At 75.1% G+C, this 18277-nt stretch carries 17 protein-coding genes and 1 rRNA gene; 14 read left to right on the top strand and 4 right to left on the bottom strand.

All coding sequences use genetic code 11. The annotated features are described in order from the left end of the window. From rrf to RM780_RS22185, 6 genes are all read left to right on the top strand, one after another. Positions 1 to 117, top strand: a 5S ribosomal RNA gene (rrf, locus tag RM780_RS22210). Between the two features lie 93 nt (positions 118 to 210). After that, positions 211 to 1380, top strand: coding sequence for an acetoin utilization protein AcuC (locus tag RM780_RS22205; RefSeq protein WP_311632612.1), 1170 nt, complete (start codon positions 211 to 213; stop codon positions 1378 to 1380). Between the two features lie 543 nt (positions 1381 to 1923). Further along, positions 1924 to 2133 (top strand): helix-turn-helix domain-containing protein, encoded by a 210-nt coding sequence (locus RM780_RS22200; protein WP_093841768.1) that lies wholly within the window; start codon positions 1924 to 1926, stop codon positions 2131 to 2133. A gap of 128 nt (positions 2134 to 2261) precedes the next feature. Then, the gene (locus tag RM780_RS22195) at positions 2262 to 2360 is read left to right on the top strand and encodes a 30S ribosomal protein bS22 (protein WP_003948845.1); all 99 of its coding nucleotides are present in this window, start codon (positions 2262 to 2264) and stop codon (positions 2358 to 2360) included. Positions 2361 to 2440: 80 nt separating this feature from the next. Further along, positions 2441 to 3481: an NAD-dependent epimerase/dehydratase family protein gene (locus RM780_RS22190; protein ID WP_311632611.1), complete on the top strand. Its 1041-nt coding sequence runs from the start codon at positions 2441 to 2443 to the stop codon at positions 3479 to 3481. Then, positions 3474 to 4475: a lysophospholipid acyltransferase family protein gene (locus RM780_RS22185; protein ID WP_311632610.1), complete on the top strand. Its 1002-nt coding sequence runs from the start codon at positions 3474 to 3476 to the stop codon at positions 4473 to 4475. Before RM780_RS22190 ends, RM780_RS22185 begins: the two co-directional genes overlap by 8 nt. An 86-nt stretch (positions 4476 to 4561) precedes the next feature. Here the strand turns inward: RM780_RS22185 and RM780_RS22180 are convergent, their stop codons facing one another. The 3 genes from RM780_RS22180 to RM780_RS22170 all read right to left on the bottom strand — a co-directional run bounded on the left by RM780_RS22180 (position 4562) and on the right by RM780_RS22170 (position 8173). Beyond that, positions 4562 to 5872 (bottom strand): DUF5667 domain-containing protein, encoded by a 1311-nt coding sequence (locus RM780_RS22180; protein WP_311632609.1) that lies wholly within the window; start codon positions 5870 to 5872, stop codon positions 4562 to 4564. A gap of 272 nt (positions 5873 to 6144) precedes the next feature. Then, positions 6145 to 6906: an ECF subfamily RNA polymerase sigma factor, BldN family gene (locus RM780_RS22175; protein WP_311632608.1), complete on the bottom strand. Its 762-nt coding sequence runs from the start codon at positions 6904 to 6906 to the stop codon at positions 6145 to 6147. A gap of 235 nt (positions 6907 to 7141) precedes the next feature. Next, positions 7142 to 8173: an HAD family hydrolase gene (locus tag RM780_RS22170; RefSeq protein ID WP_311632607.1), complete on the bottom strand. Its 1032-nt coding sequence runs from the start codon at positions 8171 to 8173 to the stop codon at positions 7142 to 7144. 83 nt (positions 8174 to 8256) lie between these two features. Here RM780_RS22170 and RM780_RS22165 point away from each other — a divergent pair, with 83 nt between their 5' ends. The 8 genes from RM780_RS22165 (at position 8257) to RM780_RS22130 (ending at position 16877) form a co-directional block, all read left to right on the top strand. Next, on the top strand, positions 8257 to 8547 hold the full coding sequence (locus RM780_RS22165; RefSeq protein ID WP_311632606.1) for a glutaredoxin family protein: 291 nt from the start codon (positions 8257 to 8259) through the stop codon (positions 8545 to 8547). A 264-nt stretch (positions 8548 to 8811) separates the two neighbouring features. After that, a complete protein-coding gene (locus RM780_RS22160; protein WP_311632605.1) occupies positions 8812 to 9582 on the top strand; it encodes a redox-sensing transcriptional repressor Rex in 771 nt (256 codons plus the stop codon). Continuing rightward, on the top strand, positions 9579 to 11048 hold the full coding sequence (locus RM780_RS22155) for a glutamyl-tRNA reductase (protein ID WP_311632604.1): 1470 nt from the start codon (positions 9579 to 9581) through the stop codon (positions 11046 to 11048). The genes RM780_RS22160 and RM780_RS22155 overlap by 4 nt, the downstream gene beginning before the upstream one ends. Beyond that, positions 11045 to 12028, top strand: coding sequence for a hydroxymethylbilane synthase (gene hemC, locus RM780_RS22150; RefSeq protein ID WP_311632603.1), 984 nt, complete (start codon positions 11045 to 11047; stop codon positions 12026 to 12028). The genes RM780_RS22155 and hemC overlap by 4 nt, the downstream gene beginning before the upstream one ends. Then, positions 12025 to 13797, top strand: a complete 1773-nt coding sequence (locus RM780_RS22145; RefSeq protein WP_311632602.1) for a bifunctional uroporphyrinogen-III C-methyltransferase/uroporphyrinogen-III synthase — start codon at positions 12025 to 12027, stop codon at positions 13795 to 13797. The genes hemC and RM780_RS22145 overlap by 4 nt, the downstream gene beginning before the upstream one ends. A 17-nt stretch (positions 13798 to 13814) precedes the next feature. Then, entirely contained in the window at positions 13815 to 14822 is a 1008-nt protein-coding gene (gene hemB, locus RM780_RS22140) for a porphobilinogen synthase (protein WP_311632601.1), read from the top strand. Between the two features lie 131 nt (positions 14823 to 14953). Continuing rightward, positions 14954 to 15718 carry an SDR family NAD(P)-dependent oxidoreductase gene (locus tag RM780_RS22135; RefSeq protein ID WP_394813050.1) on the top strand — a complete coding sequence of 255 codons (765 nt, stop codon included), beginning with the start codon at positions 14954 to 14956 and terminating at the stop codon, positions 15716 to 15718. A 28-nt stretch (positions 15719 to 15746) separates the two neighbouring features. After that, positions 15747 to 16877 carry a serine hydrolase domain-containing protein gene (locus RM780_RS22130; RefSeq protein WP_311632599.1) on the top strand — a complete coding sequence of 377 codons (1131 nt, stop codon included), beginning with the start codon at positions 15747 to 15749 and terminating at the stop codon, positions 16875 to 16877. 25 nt (positions 16878 to 16902) lie between these two features. Here RM780_RS22130 and RM780_RS22125 read toward each other — a convergent pair whose 3' ends face one another. Next, entirely contained in the window at positions 16903 to 18120 is a 1218-nt protein-coding gene (locus RM780_RS22125) for a S8 family peptidase (protein ID WP_394813049.1), read from the bottom strand. Positions 18121 to 18277: the final 157 nt, after the last annotated feature.

Here is an 18277-nt window from a genome sequence, read left to right as displayed (position 1 = left end):
TCCGGTGGTCATGGCGGAGAGGAAACGCCCGGTTACATTCCGAACCCGGAAGCTAAGCTTTCCAGCGCCGATGGTACTGCATGGGGGACCGTGTGGGAGAGTAGGACACCGCCGGACAAATATTGAATGCAGCAAATATTGAATGCCGTGGGCCCCGTGGGGAGTTAGCCTCCCCCCGGGGCCCACGGCTGTTCCGCTACCGTGTCTCTCATGAGCGGTGAGGCACGGCTGATGTGGGACGAGGACGTTACCAAGTACAACTTCGGCCCCGGCCACCCGATGGACCCGGTACGGCTGACCCTGACGATGCGTCTGGTCGAAGCCTTCGCGCTCCCCAAGCGCATCGACGTCGCGGCGGCCCCGCCCGCCGGCGACTCCACGCTCGGGCTGGTGCACCGGCCCGAGTACGTCCAGGCCGTGCGCCTGGCCTCGCGCGAGCCCTGGGAGGCCGACCCGCGCCGGGGGCTGGGCACCGAGGACACCCCCGCCTTCGAGGGGATGCACGAGGTCTCCGCGCTCATCGCCGGGCAGTCCCTCGCCGGCGCCGAGGCGATCTGGCGCGGCGAGATCCAGCACGCCGTCAACTTCGCCGGGGGCCTGCACCACGCCATGCCGGCCGCGGCCTCCGGGTTCTGCGTCTACAACGACGCCGCCCTCGCCATCGCCCGCCTCCTGGAGCTGGGCGCCCGCCGCGTCGCCTACCTCGACACCGACGTGCACCACGGCGACGGCGTCCAGGAGACGTTCTGGGACGACCCCCGCGTCCTGACCATCTCCCTGCACGAGCACCCGCGCACGCTCTTTCCCGGCACCGGGCGGCCCGAGGAGACCGGCGGCGACGACGCCCCGGGCAGCGCGGTCAACCTCGCCCTGCCCGCCGGGACCTCCGACGAGGAGTGGCTGCGGGCTCTGCACGCCGTCGTCCCCGAGCTGCTGGCCGACTTCGGGCCCGAGGTGATCGTCAGCCAGCACGGCGCCGACACCCACTTCGAGGACCCCCTCGCCCACCTCACCCTGAGCCTCGACGCCCAGCGCGCCGCCGCCCACGCCTGTCACGCCTGGGCGCACGAGCACGCCTCCGGCCGCTGGCTCCCGCTCGGCGGCGGCGGGTACGCCGTCGTGGACGTCGTCCCCAGGCTGTGGACGCACCTGGTCGGCATCGCCGCCCACGCCCCCGTCGCGCCCTCCGAGGAGGTGCCCGAGGAGTGGCGGCGGTTCGTCCACACCCTCACCCAGCGGCCCGGGCCCCACCGCATGACGGACGGCAGGGTCCCCCGCTGGCAGGACTGGGCGGCGGGATACGATCCCGGCAACGCCGTGGACCAGGCCATCCTCGCCACCCGGCAGGCCGTCTATCCCCTGCGGGGGCTCCTGCCCTGAGGTCAGGGGCCGGGGACTACGGCCGTTCGTCCGCCCCCGTCGTCGGCCCGGCCGGCCCGCCTCCCCCCGATGCGGGGGAGATCTATCGACAAAACGACGAGATTCCGCGTAGACGCCCTCCTCGCGGCGGCGTTCGGCGCGTGGACGGGTGCGGACGGTGACGGGCGCCGGGCGCGCGTTCCCCCGCCGCTCATCTCCCGGCCCCGGCCCGGTGGTTGGGGCCGTGGCGGCTTTCCGCCCCGGAGGTTGCGGCCCTGGTCAGGGGGGTAGTGAGGGAGGGAGTCGGGCGGGGCGGGTGATCCGCCGGTGTCCGCCGGGCCGTTCGGGGATCGCGTGCCCGCGGCGATCCGCCGCCCCCGTCGCGCAAAGCGACCAAAGGGGGTCTCTGTCACGTTACGTACAGCATCCCGGCGAATGGGCAGGTTGCTGCACCTCTTCCCCACTCGCATCACGCGCCCCTAATCTGGGGAGGAGCGCACATGCGAGAGGGAGTCACCGGAGGGGAAGCCGGTGTCCGACATGTGCGGAAGGTCAGGTGTGAACATGGCTGCTGGTGAAAGGCTTCTGAGCGAGGCCAAGTTCCTGACCGTGGCGGAGGTCGCCGCGGTGATGCGAGTCTCCAAGATGACTGTGTACCGCCTGGTGCACGCCGGTCATCTGCCCGCGATCCGGGTGGGAAGGTCCTTCCGGGTGCCCGAGCAGGCCGTACACGAGTACCTCCGAGAGTCGTTCGTGGGTGCCGAGAGCGCGTAACGGCAGTTCGGGCCCCTCGGCACCCCTCGATTAACCGGCACCACTCGGTGAACGGTAGGCTGACCCGCATGTAGGTCGTGTGGGCTCGGACGCCCCGCACCGAGTAAGCGAAGTGAGCGAGGGTAGTCGTGGGCTCTGTGATCAAAAAGCGGCGCAAGCGGATGGCGAAGAAGAAGCACCGCAAGTTGCTCAAGCGCACGCGCGTCCAGCGCCGCAACAAGAAGTGAGCGAGCGCCGCTGAGGGCCCTCCCGTCCGCACGATGACGGGAGGGCCCTGCGCGCTTGGCGGGGCTCGGTGGGGAGAGCTGTGGGCAGGACGGTGCTGGTGACCGGCGCCGCCCGTCAGTTGAGCGGGCGTTTCGTACGGCATCTGACGCGCGACCCGGCGGTGGACCGGGTGATCGGCGTGGACTCCCGCGCTCCCGAGGAGACCCCGCCCGACGGGGCCGAGTTCGTGCGCGCCGACATCCGGCAGCCGGATATCGCCGCGGTGCTGGCCGAGCGGGCCGTGGACACCGTGGTGCACCTGGACGTGCACGCGACGCCGCCGGGCGGCTCCGGGGCGGGGCGGGCCTCCGTCAAGGAGGTCAACGTCCTGGGCACGCTGCAACTCCTGGGCGCCTGCCAGCGCGTGCCGACGCTGCGTCGCGTGGTGATCAAGTCCAGCACGCAGATCTACGGCACGGCGGCGCGCGACCCGGCCGTGCTGAGCGAGACCGACCTCCCCAAGTCGCCGCCGGGCGGCGGCTTCCCGCAGGACGTCGCGGAGATCGAGGGCTACGCGCGGGGCTTCGCGCGGCGCCGGCCGGACGTGCACGTGACCGTGCTGCGCCTGGCGCCCGTGCTGGGGCCCGCGGTGGACTCGCGGCTGGCCGCGTACTTCGGGCTGCCGGTGCTGCCGGTGGTCCTGGGCTTCGACCCGCGGCTGCAGTTCGTGCACGAGGAGGACGTGCTGGAGGTGCTGGCGCGGGCGGTGCGCGCGCCGGGGCCGGGCGCGGTGGGGCCCGGGACGTTCAACGTCGCGGGTGACGGCGTGCTCTTCCTCTCCCAGGCCGCGCGGCGGCTGGGGCGGCCGACGGTGCCGGTGGCCGGGCCCCTGGCGCCGTGGCTGGGCTCGGCGCTGGGCGCGTTGGGCGTTCCCGGGGTGTCGGCGGAGCAGCTGAAGTCGCTGGTGCACGGCCGGGTGGTGCGCACGGCGGCGCTGCGGGAGGCGATGGGCGGGCCGCTGGCGTACAGCACGCCGGAGACGTTCGCGTCCTTCGTCGCCGCGCGCGGGCGGGGCCTGCTGGGGCCGGAGCTGATCGCCAGGGCCGCGGACCGGATCGAGGAGGTGCTGCGTCGTGGCTGACGCCAAGGTGATTCCGTTCGACGAGGGCGGCCGGCGGGCGCGGGGGCGCGAGGGGCGTCCCGGCGTGCCCTCCCCGGCGGAACGTCCGGGCGGGCCCGGGGCCGAACGTCCGGGCGGGGCCGGGGAGTCGAGCGCGGGCGGCGGGGCCGCGGAGGCGGCGGGCGAGGGCGCGCTGGAGCGGGGGCTGCGGTTCCTGCGGGACCGGCTGACCGGCTCGTACGAGGTGGACGACTTCGGCTTCGACGAGCACCTGACGGACGCGGTGCTGGGGACGGTGCTGAAGCCGGTCTTCGAGAAGTACTTCCGGGTGGACGTGCGCGGGCTGGAGAACATACCGGACGAGGGCGGGGCGCTGATCGTGGCGAACCACTCGGGGACCGTGCCGTGGGACGGGGTGATGCTCCAGGTCGCGGTGCGGGAGCGGCATCCGGCGGCGCGGCACCTGCGGCTGCTGGCCGCGGACCTGGTGTTCCAGCTTCCGGTGCTGGGAGCGCTGGCGCGCAAGGGCGGGCACACGCTGGCCTGCGCGGAGGACGCCCAGGAGCTGCTGGAGCGGGGCGAGCTGGTCGGGGTGATGCCGGAGGGCTTCAAGGGCGTGGGCAAGCCCTTCGCCGAGCGGTATAAGCTCCAGCGCTTCGGGCGGGGCGGGTTCGTCTCGACGGCGCTGCGGGCCCGGGTGCCGATCGTGCCCTGCTCGATCGTGGGCGCGGAGGAGATCCACCCGATGATCGGGAACGCCCGGGTGCTGGCGCGGGTGCTGAACCTGCCGTACTTCCCGGTGACGCCGACGTTCCCGTGGCTGGGGCCGCTGGGGGCGATCCCGCTGCCGACGAAGTGGACCATCCAGTTCGGTGAGCCGGTGGAGACGGCGGACCAGCCGCCGGAGGCGGCGGAGGATCCGATGCTGATGTTCCAGCTGACGGATCAGGTGCGGGAGACGATCCAGCACACGCTCTACAAGCTGCTGGTGGCGCGGCGGTCGGTGTTCTTCTGAGGCGGGCCGCGGTCGGCCGTTGGGAAGCCGGGCCGGGGGCCGCCGTGCAGCGCGCGTGGCGGCCCCCGGGTGCCGTCAGGTGCGGGTCACTCGGCCTCGCCGACATCGAGGCCGAGGCTGGGCAGCAGGTCTTCCACGAGTGGCGGGATGGTGATCTCGGGCTGCGGGAGGCGGGGCTTGAGCCCGTCCGGGGCCTGGGTCTCCTGGCGTTCGTCCGTGGGCTCGGGCGCGACGCCGTCGAGCAGGCCGGTGCCCTCCAGCAGGCCGCCGCCGTCCTCCTCGGCGGGCTGGTCGCTCGGGGCGCCGGCGTCACCGACGCCCTTCTCGCCGCCGTCCTCCTGGGCCTCGGGCGCGGCCGGGCCGTCCGTGGGCTCGGCGGCGGTGCGCTCGGGGGCGCGCACGGGGAGGCTGTCCTCGCCGCCGCCGGAGGAGGCGGCCCCGGCCCGCTCGTCGGGGAGCAGGGACTGGAGCGGGGCGATCTCGTCCTCCATCGCGTCGAAGACCTCGGTGACCTCCGCGCTGACGTCGTGCAGCTGGGCGGGGAGGCGGTCGCGGATCGCGGCCCAGGTGACCCCGTGCCGCTCGGAGAAGGCGGAGAGGGTCTCCAGGGGGTCCAGGCCGCCGTCTGCGTGGAACGCCTGGGAGAGCAGCCGGTGGCCCTCGGCGGCGTCGTCGCGCATGCTGGCCAGGGCCCGGCGGATGCGGCCGAGGGACTCCTCGTCCAGCCGGCCGAGGCGGTCGCGCTCCAGCAGGCGGTGGGCCTCGCCGAGCCGGGTGGCGGCGTGGTCGAGGTAGAGACGGCCGCGGTCGACGTCGCCGCGGGCGAAGTCCAGGCGCAGGTCCTCCATGCCGCGCTTGAGGCCGTAGAGGGTGTCGCCCGGGAGGGCGTCGGTGCTGGCGGCGGCGACGCCGCCGAAGGCGCCGGCCGCGACGCCGACGGTCAGGCCGCCGGCGGCCAGGCCCTTGGACAGCCGGCTCCTGGGGCGGAGCCGGGCGAGCGGGACGCCGGGGAGGCCGCGCGGGGCGCCCTCCCCGCCGCGGGCGGCGCGGGGGCCCCGCGCGCCGCGCTGCTCCGGCACCCGGTCGGCGCCGGGCTCGGCCGGGGCGCCGCGGGCGACGAGGTCGGCGGCCTCCATGGCCGCGACCAGCCGGGCCCGCTGCGCGGTCTTGGTCTCCGCACTCAGCTCCGGTCTCGGCAGGGCGGACAGCCGGTCCGCCAGCGACAGCAGGGCTGCCTCGGCCCCGTCCGCGGGGGACTCGGGACGGACCCCGGGCCGGGGACCGTCAGCCGTCGCCTCCTCGTCCTCGACGGAGCGCGGCCCTTCGCCGAGCCGCGACCCGTCGAGAAGATGGGCGAAGGCGTGGGCCCGGCGGTTCGTCGACACGGATCCGATCACGGGCGGCACCTCCTCTCGTCACACCAACGACTCCTCACTACGGATGGAAGTTTCCGATTCTGACCACGTACACCCGATCAGGTGAAGAAGACGTGGGCGGAATCTGGCCGTGAGGAGCCTGCGAACCCGACAACGAGCAGACACGCACTCGGGTTACGGCTGGCAGATTATGTGACCGATTGGGAGAGTCTGCTCACTCTCCGCACAGTGTGTGCGCCATGGGTCCGTGCCCTCGCCGGGCCGGGGAGGGGGGTCGGGGGAGTGCGCCGGGGCTATCTGGCGTCGTCGGGGAGCAGCCGCGCCAGGGTGCGCACGGCCCGGTACTGGAGGGTCTTGATGGCCCCCTCGTTCTTTCCCATGACGCGGGCGGTCTCGGCGACCGACAGGCCCTGGAGGAACCGGAGCGTGACGCACTCCTGCTGCTGGGGGTTGAGCTTGCGCACGGCCTCCAGCAGGGCGGAGTTGGCCAGCGACTCCAGGACCGAGTCCTCCGGGCTGCGCTCGACCTCGTTGGCGTCGAGCATCTCGCCGGTGGTCACTTCGAGTCGGAAGCGGCTCGACTTGAAGTGGTCGGCGACCAGGTTCCGCGCGATGGTGACCAGCCACGCGCCGAAGTCCCGGCCCTGCCAGGTGAAGGTGCCGATCCGGCGCAGTGCCCGCAGGAAGGTCTCGCTGGTGAGGTCCTCGGCGGTGGCCCGGCCGCCCACGCGGTAATAGATATAGCGGTAAACGGTGTCGGAGTAGTGGTCGTAGAGGCAGCCGAACGCCTCGGCCTCGCCGCCCTGGGCCCGTTCGACGAGGTCCATCATGCGGCGGCTGTCGCTGGGGCTCGTGGACCGGGCGGCGGAGGCGCCGGCGGCTCCGGAGCGGGCTCTGTGGGCCACGGAGTAGGCGGGGGCTGCGGGGACAGGTGTGGCAGGTGTGGCGAGGGTGGGGACGGCGTACGCGGTGGGGACGAGGGTGCGCAGCCGGTCGACGACCGTCGTGCGCAGCGTAGCCAGGCCCGAGGCGTCAACCCCGACGTGTGGGTACACGGGACTCCCAGAGGCTTTAGCTTCCAACACTCGCAGTGGCGGATCCGTCACATGCGTCTGAGGAGAATAACGCTTCGTACTGGCCGTACTACGCGTAGTTGGGAAATTCGCCGATTCAGGTTGTGGTGTGACGGCTTGTGTCCGATGCGCCACGGAAACGCCATGGCATTGATGATCAGGGGATGATCGCACTTGCCAAAGGGATGACCGATTTTGATCGGTGCAGAATGTGCGCTTATCGGCGACGCCGCTGGAGGGCGAACGCGGCGGCGGCCCCTCCGGCCACCGCTCCGGCCCCGGCCGCGGCCGGAACGCCCACCCGGACGGCCTTTCTGCCCGTGCGGTAGTCCCGCAGGCGCCAGCCCATCTCGCGGGCGTGCGCCCGCAGTCGGCGATCGGGGTTGATCGCGTAGGGGTGGCCGACCAGCGACAGCAGCGGGATGTCGTTGGCCGAGTCGCTGTAGGCGGCGCACCGCTCCAGGTCCAGGTCCTCGGCCTCGGCCAGCGCGCGCACCGCCAGGGCCTTGGCCGGGCCGTGCAGCGGCTCGCCCACCAGGCGGCCGGTGTAGACCCCGCCGACCGACTCCGCGACCGTTCCCAGCGCCCCGGTCAGGCCCAGGCGCCGGGCGATGATGGTCGCCGTCTCCACGGGGGCCGCGGTCACCAGCCACACCCGCTGCCCGGCGTCCAGGTGCGCCTGGGCCAGCGCGCGGGTGCCCGGCCAGATGCGGCCGGCCATGTACTCGTCGTAGATCTCCTCGCCGATCGCCATCAGCTCCGCGACCCGGTGGCCGCGCACGATGGACAGCGCGCTCTCCTTGGCGTCGGCCATGTGCCCGGCGTTCTCCGCGCCCGCCAGCCGGAAGTACGCCTGCTGCCAGGCGAACTTGGCCAGCTCCCGCTTGCGGAAGAACTTCCGCTTGTACAGGCCCCGGCCGAGGTGGAAGATCGCCGCGCCCTGCATCACGGTGTTGTCCAGGTCGAAGAAGGCCGCGGCCTTCGGGTCCCCGGCGGCCGGGAAGCGCGGCTCGGCCTCCCCCTCGCCCGCCGTCGCGAGCGGCTCCTCCGGCGCCCCGGCGGCCTGCTCGGCGCCCGCCGCGCCCGCCTCCTCGGCCTCGGCGCGCGCGACGGCTTCCCGCGCGGCCTGGGCGGAAGCCTCGCCGGCCAGCCTGCTGCGCTCGGTGGCGGCGGCCCGGCGCGCGCCGAAGCGGCCCAGCCCGGCGGCGGCCAGGGGGGCGTCGAGGCGGGGGAAACGGTGCCTGGCCATGCCCCGAGCATAGTCATCCCGGGGCAGGCTCCCGGTGTCCCGGGAGTGACGCGGGGGTTGCCCCGCGCGGCACAATGGGCGGCATGACTCCGCTGCTGCGCCCCCGCCGAGCCGGCCGTGACGCCCGCCCGCCCTCCGAGCGGGTGGTCACTCTCATCGGCAGGCCCGGCTGCCACCTGTGCGACGACGCCCGGGAGGTGGTCCGCGCGGTGTGCGCCGAGACCGGCGCCTCCTGGGAGGAGCGGGACATCACCGCCGACGCCGGGCTGCACCGGCTCTACTGGGAGCAGATCCCCGTGGTGCTGGTCGACGGTGAGCAGCACGACTTCTGGCGGGTGGACGCGGCCCGGCTGCGCCGTGCGCTCGGGGCCTGAGGGCCCGGTCGGGGAACGTCCGGAGAACGCCCGCGGAACGGCCGTTCCGCCGAGCCGGCCCGTGGCACACGGGCCGGGTGCCCGTGTGAGGAGGGTGGTCCGATGGCCCTGTTGTTGCATGTGGCACCGGTCACTTTGACAGGACAAAACGGACGGCACCTTTGTGCACGCGTTCACAAAGGCATAGCCTGGGGCCGATGGAGCCCGCCCGGCACGTGCCGCGCGCCCGGTGGCGCTCCGCTTGGCCCGACCGGCAGGAGCATCGTGGCAACTGGCCGAAATCACCGACCGGCGACCCGTAGCCGGGGAATCCCCGAGGCGACCGTCGCCCGGCTTCCGCTGTATCTGCGGGCGCTGACGGCGCTCTCCGAGCGCTCGGTGCCGACGGTCTCCTCCGAGGAGCTGGCCAGCGCCGCGGGGGTCAACTCCGCCAAGCTCCGCAAGGACTTCTCCTACCTGGGCAGCTACGGCACCCGGGGCGTGGGCTACGACGTCGAGTACCTCGTCTATCAGATCTCCCGCGAGCTGGGGCTCACCCAGGACTGGCCCGTGGTCATCGTCGGCATCGGCAACCTCGGCGCCGCCCTGGCCAACTACGGCGGCTTCGCCTCCCGCGGCTTCCGGGTGGCCGCGCTGATCGACGCCGACCCCTCGATGACCGGCAAGCAGGTGGCCGGCATCCCCGTGCAGCACGTGGACGACCTGGAGTCGATCGTCCACACCAACGGCGTCTCCATCGGTGTCATCACCACGCCCGGCGGCGCCGCCCAGCAGGTCTGCGAGCGCCTGGTCGGCGCCGGGGTCACCTCGATCCTCAACTTCGCCCCCACCGTGCTCCAGGTCCCCGAGGGCGTGGACGTGCGGAAGGTGGACCTGTCCATCGAGCTGCAGATCCTGGCGTTCCACGAGCAGCGCAAGGCCGCCGAGGACCTCTCCCGCCGGGACGAGGAGGGGCCGCGCGGGGTGGCCGTGCCCGAGGGCGGGCGCGGTGAGCAGGGCGGGGACGGGGACATCCCGGCGGTGATGCCGGCATGACCCTCGTCGCCCTCGGCCTCAGCCACCGCAGCGCGCCCGTGACCGTGCTGGAGCGCGCCGCGCTGGACGCGCCCGCGCAGGCCGCGCTGCTGCGCGACGCCGTGGACAGCCCGGCCGTGGAGGCCGCCGTCCTGGCCACCTGCAACCGCGTGGAGCTGTACGCGGAGGTCGAGCACTACCACGCCGGGATCGCCGGCCTGACCGCGCTGCTGGCGCGGCACTGCGGGATGCCCGCGGCCGAGCTGCGCCCCCACCTGTACACGCACCACGACGACCGGGCCGTGCGGCACCTGTTCGAGGTGGCCTGCGGCCTGGACTCGATGGTGGTGGGCGAGGGCCAGATCCTCGGCCAGATCAAGGCGGCCCTGGCCCGCGCCCAGGACGAGCACACCGCGGGCCGGCTGCTGAACGAGCTGTTCCAGCAGGCGCTGCGGGTGGGCAAGCGCGCCCACAGCGAGACCGGGATCGACCGGGCCGGGCAGTCGCTGGTGACGTTCGGCCTGGCCCAGCTCGCGCCTCCCGCGACGGCGGGGGCGGGCGGGGCCGCGGGCGCCGAGAGCGCCGCCGCCTGGGCCGGGGGGCGGCGGGCGCTGGTCGTCGGCGCCGGCTCGATGTCCTCCCTGGCCGCGGCGACCCTCGCCCGCGCCGGGGTCGCCGAACTGGTGATCGTCAACCGCACGGTGGAGCGCGCGCACCGGCTCGTCGCCGCCCTCGCGCGCGACGGCCTGCGCGCCCGCGCGGTGCCGATCAACGCCATCTCGCTGACCGCCGAGCTGGCCCTTGCCGACATCGTCGTCTCCTGTACCGGCGCCGCCGGACTCGTCCTGACCGCCGGGACGGTGGCCCACGCCCTGACCGAGCGCCGCAAGCGCCCCGGCGCCCGCGAGCCCCTCGCCCTCCTGGACCTGGCCATGCCCCGGGACGTGGACGCCGCGGTGCACGGCCTGCCGGGCGCCCGGCTGGTGGACATCGAGTCCCTGGCCGCCGCCTCCGCGGACGCGCCGATGGCCGCCGACGTGGACGCGGTGCGCGGGATCGTCGCCGAGGAGACCGCGACGCTGGGCGCGGCCCGCCGCGCCGCGCACATCACCCCGACGGTGGTCGCGCTGCGCGCCATGGCCTCCGACGTGGTGGCGGCCGAGCTGGCCCGCCTGGAGGGCCGCCTGCCCGCCCTGGGCGAGAAGGAGCGGGAGGAGATCACCCGGACCGTGCGCCGGGTGGTGGACAAGCTCCTGCACGCCCCCACCGTCCGCGTCAAGGAGCTGGCCGGCGAGCCGGGTGGCGACCACTACGCGACGGCGCTGCGGCATCTGTTCGACCTCGACCCGGCGCCGACCCAGCCCACGGGGCCCGCGGCCCCGGCCGTCGCGCCCGCCCCGGGCGTTCCCGCCGCTGCCGGCGGCAGGGCGCAGGAGACGCGGACGCCCGCCGGGGTGCTGCCCCGGGACGGGGAGGTGGTCCGGTGAACGCCACTCCGTGCGCCGGCGGGCCGCTGCGGCTCGGCACCCGCCGCAGCGCGCTCGCCCTCGCCCAGTCGGGCACGGTCGCCGAGCTGGTCACGGCGGCCACCGGGCGGCCCGTCGAGCTGGTGGAGATCACCACGTACGGCGACGTCTCCCGGGAGAGCCTGGCGAGCATCGGCGGCGCGGGCGTCTTCGTCTCGGCGCTGCGCGACGCGCTGCTGGCCGGGGAGATCGACCTGGCCGTGCACTCGCTCAAGGACCTGCCCACCGCGCAGCCCGAGGGCCTGACGCTGGCCGCCGTGCCGCCCCGCGCCGACCCCAGGGACGCCCTGGTCGCGCGCGGAGGGCTGACGTTCGAGCGGCTGGCCGTCACCGCGGGCCGCGCCCGCGTGGGCACCGGCTCGGCGCGCCGCGCCGGCCAGCTCCACGCCTGGGCCCGCGCCCTGGGCTGCGAGATCGAGACGGTCCCCATCCGCGGGAACGTCGACACCCGCATCGGATACGTCCGGGACGGCGAGCTCGACGCGGTCGTGCTCGCCGCCGCCGGCCTGCACCGGCTCGGCCGGGGCGAGGAGATCACCGACCTCCTGGCCCCGGACGTCGTGCTGCCCGCCCCCGGCCAGGGGGCGCTCGCGGTCGAGTGCGCGTCCTCGGACGCGGCGCTGGCCGCCGGGCTCGCCGTGCTCGACGACCCGCTCACCCGGGTCGCCGTGACCGCCGAGCGCTCTCTGCTCGCCGCCCTGGAGGCCGGATGCAGCGCCCCGGTGGGCGCGTACGCCGACCTCCCGGACGGCGGGCGGACCGTCACCGAAATGCGCCTGCGGGGCGCCGTCGGCACCCCCGACGGCTCCGCGCTGGTACAGCTGTCCATCACCGGCCCCGTGCCGGCGTCCGACGGGGAGGCCGCGGCCCTGGGCCGCGCGCTCGCCGACGAGATGCTCGCCAAGGGCGCGGCCGGCCTCATGGGGGAGCGAGAACATTGAGCCCCACCACCGCACGCACCAGCACCGCCGCCACCGCGGCGGCCGTCCCGGCCACCGCCGCCGGGCCCGCGGACGCCCCGCCACCCCAGGGCACGCCGTCCGGCGCCCCGGCGGCAGCCGCGGTATCCGCTCCCGGACACGTCACCTTCCTCGGTGCCGGACCCGGTGACCCGGGTCTGCTGACCCTGCGAGCCGTCGACGTGCTGGCGCAGGCCGACGTGCTGATCGCCGATCCCGAGGCCTTCGAGGTGGTGCGGCCCCACATCGGGGCCGGCACCGACACCCCGCTGCAACGCTCCCAGGACGCGGCCGGGGAGGGCGCCCCCGCGGCGGGGCCCCACGCCCAGCCGGGGACCGACGACCTCACGGATCTTGTCATGCGGGCCGCGCGCGGCGGCAAGCGGGTGGTGCGAGCGGTGGCCGGCGACCCCGGCATGGACGCCGACGCCACCGCCGTCATGCTTGCGCTCGCCGCCGAGGGCATCACCTTCGAGGTGGTCCCGGGCATCGCCAACGCCGTGGGCGTGGCCGCGTACGCGGGCGTCCCGCTGCGCGACCCGGAGGGCGGGGACCTGCGGTTCGTCCACGGCCCCACCGCCGACGAGCGCTGCTGGAACGAGGTGGGCGCGGGCGACGCGACCGTGGTCGTCTCCACCTCGCTGGACGCCGTGGCGGTCACCGCGGCCCGGCTGGTCGCGGCCGGCCGCAAGCCCGACACCCCGCTGTCGGTGACCGTGGCCGGCACGACCACCCGCCAGCGGACGTGGACGGCGACGCTGGGCACGGTCGAGCGGACCCTGAAGTCCGCCAAGGTGCTGCCCTCGCAGGAGGGCGACCTTCCGGTGATAGCCGTCGTGGGCGAACGCAGCGCGCCGGCGCAGCGCGAGCAGCTGGCGTGGTTCGAGTCCAAGCCGCTCTTCGGCTGGAAGGTGCTGGTGCCGCGCACCAAGGAGCAGGCCGCCTCGCTCTCGGAGCAGCTGCGCTCCTACGGCGCGGTGCCCAGCGAGGTGCCGACGATCGCCGTGGAGCCGCCGCGCACCCCGCAGCAGATGGACCGGGCGGTCAAGGGCCTGGTCACGGGCCGGTACGAGTGGATCGCGTTCACCTCGGTCAACGCGGTGCGCGCGATCCGGGAGAAGTTCGAGGAGTACGGGCTGGACGCGCGGGCGTTCGCGGGCATCAAGGTCGCGGCGGTCGGCGAGCAGACCGCGCGGGCCCTGAAGCGCTTCGGGGTCCGGCCGGACCTGGTGCCCAGCGGCGAGCAGTCCGCGGCCGGGCTGCTGGAGGACTGGCCGCCCTACGACCCGGTGTTCGACCCGATCGACCGCGTCTTCCTGCCGCGCGCCGACATCGCCACGGAAACGCTGGTGGCGGGCCTGGTCGAGCTGGGCTGGGAGGTGGACGACGTGACGGCCTACCGGACCGTGCGCGCCTCGCCGCCGCCCGCGGCGACCCGGGAGGCGATCAAGGGCGGCGGCTTCGACGCCGTGCTCTTCACCTCCTCCTCCACGGTCCGCAACCTGGTGGGCATCGCCGGAAAGCCGCACAACGTCACGGTGATCGCGTGCATCGGCCCGGCCACGGCGCGCACCGCGCAGGAGCACGGGCTGCGGGTGGACGTGATGGCGCCCGAGCCGTCCGTGCTGAAGCTGGCCGAGGCGCTGGCCGAGTACGGGGCGGAGCGGCGGGCCGCGGCCCTGGAGGCGGGTGAGGTCCTCAAGCGCCCCAGCGAGAAGCGGCCCCAGCGCCGCCGGGCGCGCACGGCGTGAGAGGGAGAGCGACGAGGATGCAGGGCGGCGGGTTTGCCCAGGAGTTTCCGCGGGTGCGGCCCCGGCGGCTGCGCGGGACGCCCGCGCTGCGGCGGATGGTGGCCGAACACCGGCTGCATCCGGCGGAGTTCATCCTGCCGGCGTTCGTCCGCGAGGGCATCGCGGAGCCGGTGGCGGTGTCCTCGATGCCCGGGGTGGTGCAGCACACGCTGGACTCGCTGCGGAAGGCCGCCGCCGAGGCGGCGGAGGCCGGGGTCGGCGGGATCATGCTCTTCGGCGTGCCCGAGGAGGAGAAGAAGGACGCGGTCGGCACCCCCGGCACCGACCCGGACGGCATCCTGCAGCGCGCGCTGCGCGCCGTCGTCGCCGAGGCGGGCAACGCCCTGGTGGTGATGTCCGACCTGTGCCTGGACGAGGTGACCGACCACGGCCACTGCGGGGTGCTCGACGCGGCGGGCCGGGTGGACAACGACGCCACGCTGGAGCGTTACGCCGAGATGGCCCGCGTGCAGGCCGAGGCCGGGGCGCACCTGCTGGGTCCCAGCGGGATGATGGACGGCCAGGTCGGGCACGTGCGGCGGGCGCTGGACGCGGCCGGGCGCGCGGACGTGGGGTTGCTGGCGTACACCGCCAAGTACGCCTCGGCCTTCTACGGGCCCTTCCGCGAGGCGGTCAACTCCTCCCTCACCGGGGACCGCAAGACCTACCAGCAGGACCCTCCCAACGCCCGCGAGGCGCTGCGCGAGCTGGCCCTGGACGTGGCCGAGGGCGCGGACGCGGTGATGGTCAAGCCCGGCCTGCCCTACCTCGACATCCTGCGGCAGGTCGCGGACGCCTCCCCGGTGCCGGTGGCGGCGTACCAGATCTCGGGGGAGTACGCGATGGTCGAGGCGGCGGCCGAACGCGGCTGGCTGGAGCGGGAGCGCGCGATCGACGAGACACTGATGGCGTTCAAGCGGGCCGGGGCCGACATGGTCCTCACCTACTGGGCGACCGAGGCCGCCCGGCGGCTGCGCGACGCCTGACCCGCGCGCCACACGCGTCCCGCGCGCCCCCGAGGAGGCGTCGGGGGCGCCCCGGGATGATGCGGGGGCGCACGCACACCGCACGCACACCACGCACGAGGGGACAACGCCACGTGACCACCACCACCGCCGTGCCCGGGGCCACGCCCACCGCGGTCGTCACCGGCGCGGGCAGCGGCATCGGCGCCGCCACCGCCCGCGAACTGGCCGCCGCCGGCTACCGGGTGATGCTCGCCGCCCGCCGCGCCGAGCGGATCGAGGCCCTGGCCGGGGAGCTGCGGGCCGCCGGACACGCCGCCGAGGCCCACGCGCTCGACGTCACCGACCGGGCCGCCGTGGACGCCTTCGCCTCCGCGCTCCAGGGCCGCTGCGACGTGCTGGTGAACAACGCCGGCGGCGCGCTGGGCCTGGACCCCGTGGCCGAGGGCGACCCCGCCGACTGGCGCGCGATGTACGAGGTCAACGTCATCGGCGTGCTGCACATGACCCAGGCCCTGCTGCCCGCGCTGGCGGCCTCGGGCGCCGGGACGGTCGTCGTGGTCACCTCCACGGCGGGGCACGGCACCTACGAGGGCGGTGGCGGGTACGTGGCGGCCAAGCACGGGGCGCACGTGCTGGCCGAGACGCTGCGCCTGGAGATCGTCGGGCAGCCGGTGCGGGTGATCGAGGTGGCGCCGGGGATGGTGCGCACCGAGGAGTTCTCGCTGACCCGGTTCCGCGGCGACGCCGAGCGCGCCGCGAAGGTGTACGAGGGGGTCGCCGCACCGCTGACCGCCGAGGACGTGGCCGACACCATCGCCTGGGCGGTGACCCGGCCGCCGCACGTGAACGTCGACCTGCTGGTGGTGCGCCCGCGCGCCCAGGCGTCCAACACGAAGGTGCACCGGGGCGGATGAGCCGGCGCGCGCCCGGCGGGGCACCGGCGTGACAGCCCCCGTGCTGCGGCCCGGCTCCCCTGAGGAGGCGGGCCTGGACCCGGCGCGGGTGGCGCGGATGGTCCCGGCGGCGGAGGAGCGCCTGGGGACCGGTCCTTCCGCGGCCTACCCGGGGTTCGTGCTGCTGGCGGCCCGGGGCGGGGTGGTGGTGGAGCACGCGGCGCGCGGGTGGGCGCTCGCGTACGAGGAGCGCGCCGGGCGCGTGGCGGAGCTGCCGGCCGGCCGGGCGGTGGCGATGCGGACGGACACGCTCTTCGACCTGGCGTCGCTGACCAAGGTGGTCACCGCGCTGGTGGTGGTGTGCCTGGCGGAACGCGGCGCGCTGGCGCTGGACGCGCCGGTCTCCCGCTACCTGGGCGCGGGCCTGGCGCCCTCCGTGACCGTGCGCGCGCTGCTCACCCACACCTCGGGGCTGCCCCCGGAGATCGATCTGGGGCCCTACCCGGACAACGCGGCGCGGCTGGCCGCCATCGCCGCGCAGCCCCTGACCCCGGGCGGCACGCCCGTCTACTCCGACCTGGGCCTGATCCTCGCGGGCGCGGCGGCCGAGGCCGCCTCGGGGCGTACGCTCCCGGCGCTGGTGCACGACCTGGTCGCCGGGCCGCTGCGCCTGGACACCCTGGGCTTCGCGCCGCCGCCGGAACGCCGGGGGCGGGCCGCCGCGACCGAGTACCAGCCGTGGACGGGGCGCGGGGTGCTGCGCGGGGAGGTGCACGACGAGAACGCCCACCACCTCGGCGGCGTCGCGGGGCACGCCGGCCTCTTCGGGACGGCGGCGGAGGTCGCGGCGCTGGGGCAGCTGATGCTCAACGGCGGCGCGTACGGCGGCGCGCGGGTGCTGGGCGAGCGCTGGGCGCGGAAGATGCTGGCGGACGCCGGGGGCGGGCGCGGCCTCGGCTGGGAGCTGAACGCGCCGCGCTGGATGGGGGACCTGGCCTCGCCCACGGCGTTCGGGCACACCGGCTACACCGGCACCAGCCTGGTCGCGGACCCCGCCACCGGGGTGCTGCTGGTGCTTCTGACCAACCGCGTGCACCCTTCGCGCGACCGGGGCGCGGACGGTGCGTACCGCCGCGCCCCGGCGCGTGAACTGGCGGCGGCCGTGCGGCCGTCGCCCTAGGGGATGCCCCGGATCCGGTCCCCGGTCAGGGGAGCTGGAGCAGGCTGGTCGTGGTGCCGGCGCCCGCGTTGCTGATGGTGGCGGGTTCCGCCGCCGCCACGAGGGCGTTGCGCACGGCCGCCGGGGAGGCCGCGGGGTTCTCGGCGAGGTAGAGCGCCGCGGCGCCCGCGACGTGCGGGGTTGCCATGGAGGTGCCCGAGATGGTGTTGGTGGCGGTGTCGCTGGTGCGCCAGGCAGAGGTGATGTTCGTGCCGGGGGCGTAGAGGTCCACCACGGAGCCGATGTTGGAGAAGGCGGAGCGGGCGTCGGTGTTGGTGCTGGAGGCGACGGTGATCGCCTCGGCCACGCGGGCGGGGGAGTAGTTCGCCGCGTTGGCGCCGTAGTTGTTGCCCGCGGCCACGGCGTAGGTGACGCCGGAGGTGATGGAGGCGCGGACGGCCGCGTCGATGGTGGCGTTGGCGCCGCCGCCCAGGCTGAGGTTGGCGACCGAGGGGCCGTCGGCGTTGGCGGTGACCCACTCCACGCCGCCGACCACGGAGGCCACCGTGCCGGAGCCGGAGTTGTTCAGCACGCGCACGGAGACCAGGTCGGCGTTCTTGGCCACGCCGTAGGCGGTGCCCGCGGCGGTGCCGGCTACGTGGGTGCCGTGGCCGTGGCCGTCGCTGCCGTTGCCTCCGAAGTAGTCGTAGCCGAAGGTGGCCCGGCCGCCGAAGTCCTGGTGGCTGTAGCGGATGCCGGTGTCCACGATGTAGATCGTCACCCCGTCGCCGCCGTGGTCGGGGTAGGTGTAGCGGCCGTCCAGGGGCAGGTCGGGCTGGTCGATGCGGTCGAGTCCCCAGGAGGGCGGGTTGATCTGGGTGGCCGCGGCGCTGACTCTCTCGTTCTGTGTGACCTCGGCGACCGCCGGATCGGCGGCCAGGGCCAGCGCCTCGGCCTCGGTGGCCTCGACGGCGTAGCCGCCCAGGGTGAGGGCGAAGGTATCGGTGACCTCGGCGCCGTGGCGCTCGGCCAGGGCCTCGGCGGCGGCGGTGCCGGCGGCGGGGGCCGAGTCCGCCAGCGTCACCAGGTAGCTGTCCTCGACGGTGCGGGGGCCGTCGGCGTTCGGTATCAGGGCGCGGATCTCGGCCTTGCCGGGGCCGTCGGCGGCCGGGGCGGCGGCGGCCGGCAGGGCGAGCCCGGCGCCGAGGGCGAGCGCCGCGGCGGTGGCCGCGACGGCGTGGCGAGTGGTGCGCAGCACTGCCATGGGAGGGTTCCTCCTCGTCGGTGGTGCGGTGTGGGGGACGCGCAACGGGCGTGTTCATGACAACCGCGGTGGCGGCAGATGCCCGTCTGTCCGAATGATTTGCCGGGCCGCGGGCGTGCGGCAAGGGCGCGTCCGGGGAGGACACGCGTTTGTCATG

It is taken from the genome of Streptomyces boetiae (genome assembly GCF_031845405.1).
GTDB lineage: Bacteria > Actinomycetota > Actinomycetes > Streptomycetales > Streptomycetaceae > Streptomyces > Streptomyces boetiae.
The sequence above is the reverse complement of the archived record's forward strand: the minus strand, read 5'-3'. Positions and strand labels throughout refer to the sequence as shown.

Excerpts from the sequence above, each read along its gene's own strand:
- RM780_RS22155 (WP_311632604.1), top strand. The coding sequence starts at position 9,579 with ATGACCCTCGTCGCCCTCGGCCTCAGCCACCGCAGCGCGCCCGTGACC.
- RM780_RS22170 (WP_311632607.1), bottom strand. The coding sequence starts at position 8,173 with ATGGCCAGGCACCGTTTCCCCCGCCTCGACGCCCCCCTGGCCGCCGCC.
- RM780_RS22205 (WP_311632612.1), top strand. The coding sequence starts at position 211 with ATGAGCGGTGAGGCACGGCTGATGTGGGACGAGGACGTTACCAAGTAC.
- RM780_RS22165 (WP_311632606.1), top strand. The coding sequence starts at position 8,257 with ATGACTCCGCTGCTGCGCCCCCGCCGAGCCGGCCGTGACGCCCGCCCG.
- hemB (WP_311632601.1), top strand. The coding sequence starts at position 13,815 with ATGCAGGGCGGCGGGTTTGCCCAGGAGTTTCCGCGGGTGCGGCCCCGG.
- RM780_RS22200 (WP_093841768.1), top strand. The coding sequence starts at position 1,924 with ATGGCTGCTGGTGAAAGGCTTCTGAGCGAGGCCAAGTTCCTGACCGTG.
- RM780_RS22125 (WP_394813049.1), bottom strand. The coding sequence starts at position 18,120 with ATGGCAGTGCTGCGCACCACTCGCCACGCCGTCGCGGCCACCGCCGCG.